This is a genomic window from Tabrizicola sp., from assembly GCF_016793705.1.
In the GTDB taxonomy this organism is placed as follows: Bacteria; Pseudomonadota; Alphaproteobacteria; order Rhodobacterales; family Rhodobacteraceae; genus Tabrizicola.
The window spans coordinates 1-2,391 of the sequence record NZ_JAEULO010000010.1 but is presented as its reverse complement, the minus strand read 5'-3'; the positions used below and the strand labels follow the sequence as shown (position 1 = coordinate 2,391).

3 protein-coding genes are annotated in these 2,391 nt (G+C 66.2%); all 3 read right to left on the bottom strand.

The window, feature by feature from the left end; all coding sequences use genetic code 11:
• Window positions 1-999 (bottom strand): ribose-phosphate pyrophosphokinase (locus JNJ68_RS02040; RefSeq protein WP_294978290.1); only part of this gene is annotated, 999 nt, incomplete at its 3' end.
• A 99-nt stretch (window positions 1,000-1,098) separates the two neighbouring features.
• Window positions 1,099-2,115: a beta-eliminating lyase-related protein gene (locus JNJ68_RS02035; RefSeq protein WP_294978287.1), complete on the bottom strand. Its 1,017-nt coding sequence runs from the start codon at window positions 2,113-2,115 to the stop codon at window positions 1,099-1,101.
• Window positions 2,115-2,391 (bottom strand): YcgN family cysteine cluster protein (locus JNJ68_RS02030; RefSeq protein ID WP_294978284.1); only part of this gene is annotated, 277 nt, incomplete at its 5' end. The genes JNJ68_RS02035 and JNJ68_RS02030, both read right to left, overlap by 1 nt.

Below are 2,391 nucleotides of genomic sequence, written 5' to 3'. Positions count from 1 at the left end.
CTCATAGATCGGCACCAGGGTATCCGTCTCGAAGAGGGAGGACACCGACATGCCGCCCCAGATGTTCAGGATCGCCTGGGCAAACATCGGCGCGGTGGGGACGATGCGGATGTTCTTCGCGCCCTTCACCTTGTCGCCCTGTTCGATGGAATCCGTGATCACCAGCGATTTCATCACCGAGTTCGACACCCGCTCCACCGCCGGGCCGGAGAGGACGCCGTGGGTGATGTAGCTGTGGACCTCGGTCGCCCCGGCTTCCATCAGCGTTTCGGCGGCCTTGCAGAGCGTGCCGGCGGTGTCGCAGATGTCGTCGACGATGATGCACTTGCGGCCCTTCACATCGCCGATCACTGTCATCCCGGCGACCTCGCCGGCCTTCTCGCGCCGCTTGTCGACGATGGCGAGGGGGGCGTTGATCCGCTTGGCCAGTTCGCGCGCGCGGGCCACGCCGCCGACGTCGGGCGAGACGATCATCAACTCGTCCATCTGGCCCTTGAAATTGTGCTCGATGTCCAGGGCAAAGACGGGTGAGGCGTAAAGGTTGTCCACGGGAATGTCGAAGAAGCCCTGGATCTGCGCGGCGTGCAGGTCGAGCGTCAGCACGCGGTCGATCCCCGCCGTCTCGATCATGTTGGCCACCAGTTTGGCGGTGATAGGGGTCCGGGCCTTGGCGCGGCGGTCCTGGCGGGCATAGCCGAAATAGGGGATCACGGCGGTGATCCTGGACGCAGAAGACCGACGCAGCGCGTCGGTCATGATCAGAAGCTCCATCAGGTTGTCGTTCGCCGGGTTCGAGGTCGGCTGGATGACATACATATCCTCGCCGCGGACGTTCTCGAAGACCTCGACGAAGATCTCCTGGTCGTTGAACCGTTCGACCCGGGCGTCGACCAGGTTCACGCTCATCCCCCGGTGCATCGACATCCGCCGGGCGATGGATTTCGCCAGCGGCTGATTGGCGTTTCCGGAGATGAGCTTGGGTTCGGTGACGGCGGGCATGGGGACTCCGGGGCAGCGGATTCGGGGCTTGGCATCGCTTATCACCCGGTTCTGCGCTTGCAAACCGGCGCGACCGCAAACGACGCGAAAAACCCGGGTTCAGAAGGCAGTCAGGAAGCGGTCGACGTCTCCCTCGGTCGTCGACCAGCTGGCGACGAGCCGCGCCCGTTCGCGGCCTTCCGGCGCGGGGAAGCGGTAGTAGACGGCGCCTGCGGCCTCCAGCCTGTCGTGCTTGCCGGCGACCCATTCGGGGAACAACATGTTGGCGGGGGCTTCGGGCACCTGCGCCTGCCGGTCGCGAAGACCCGCGACAAGCCTTTGCCCCATGGCATTGGCCTGCGCGGCAAGCCGCAGCCAGAGGCCGCCGGTCAGGTAGGCCTCCATCTGCGCCGAGAGGAAGCGATGCTTGGAGAAGAGATGCCCGCCCCGCTTGCGGCGAAGCTCCAGTTCCCAGGCCCTGCCGGGGTTGAAAAGGACGACCCCTTCCACCCCCAGGCAGCCGTTCTTGGTGCCGCCAAGCGACAGCACGTCGATGCCCGCCTTCCAGGTCATCTGGGCCGGAGTCGCGCCGGTGGCGACCAGCGCATTGGCGAAGCGCGCGCCGTCGAGGTGGCAGGGGAGGTGGTGCGCCTTGGCCAGCGCGGTCAGGGCGGCGATCTCGGCGGGGGTGTAGACGGTCCCGGCCTCGGTGACGTTGGTCAGCGACAGCATCCCGCGCTGGACGCCGTGGACACCGCTTTCGCCGGTGGTGGCAAGGGCTTGCGCGAGGGTGGCCGGAGTGATCTTGCCCTGCTCGCCAGGCACCAGCACCAGCTTGGCCCCCGAATAGAACTCTGGCGCACCGCATTCGTCCTCGGCGACATGGGCATGGGTCTGGCAGAAGACGCCGCCCCAGGGCGGGCAATGCGTCGCGATGGCAAGGGCGTTGGCAGCGGTGCCGGTGGCGACGAGGCGGACCTCGGCCTCCGGCGCCTCGAAGATGTCGCGCACAAGCTCCGTCACCCGCTCCATCGCGGCATCGGCGCCGTAGCTGCGCTCATACCCTTCGTTCGCCTTCAGGATCGCGGCGATGATCTCGGGGGCGGCGCCCGAGGTGTTGTCGGAGGCAAAGCGCATCAGGGGGTTTCCTCGATCAGATAGTCTTCCCAGTCATCCTCGGGGATTTCGGTTTCCGAAAGCGTGATGCCCCGGATCGACTGGCCCGCCTTGTGGGTGCTGTCGGGATCGCCGGTCAGCAGCGGGTGCCAGTCCGGCAGTTTCTTCTTCTGGAACAGCAGCTTGTAGGCGCAGGTCGCGGGCATCCAGTAGGCGATCTTCGGCAGGGTCTTCGGCGTCAGCACCACGCATTCCGGGACATGCAGCTTGCGGTTGGGATAGTCGCGGCACTGGCAG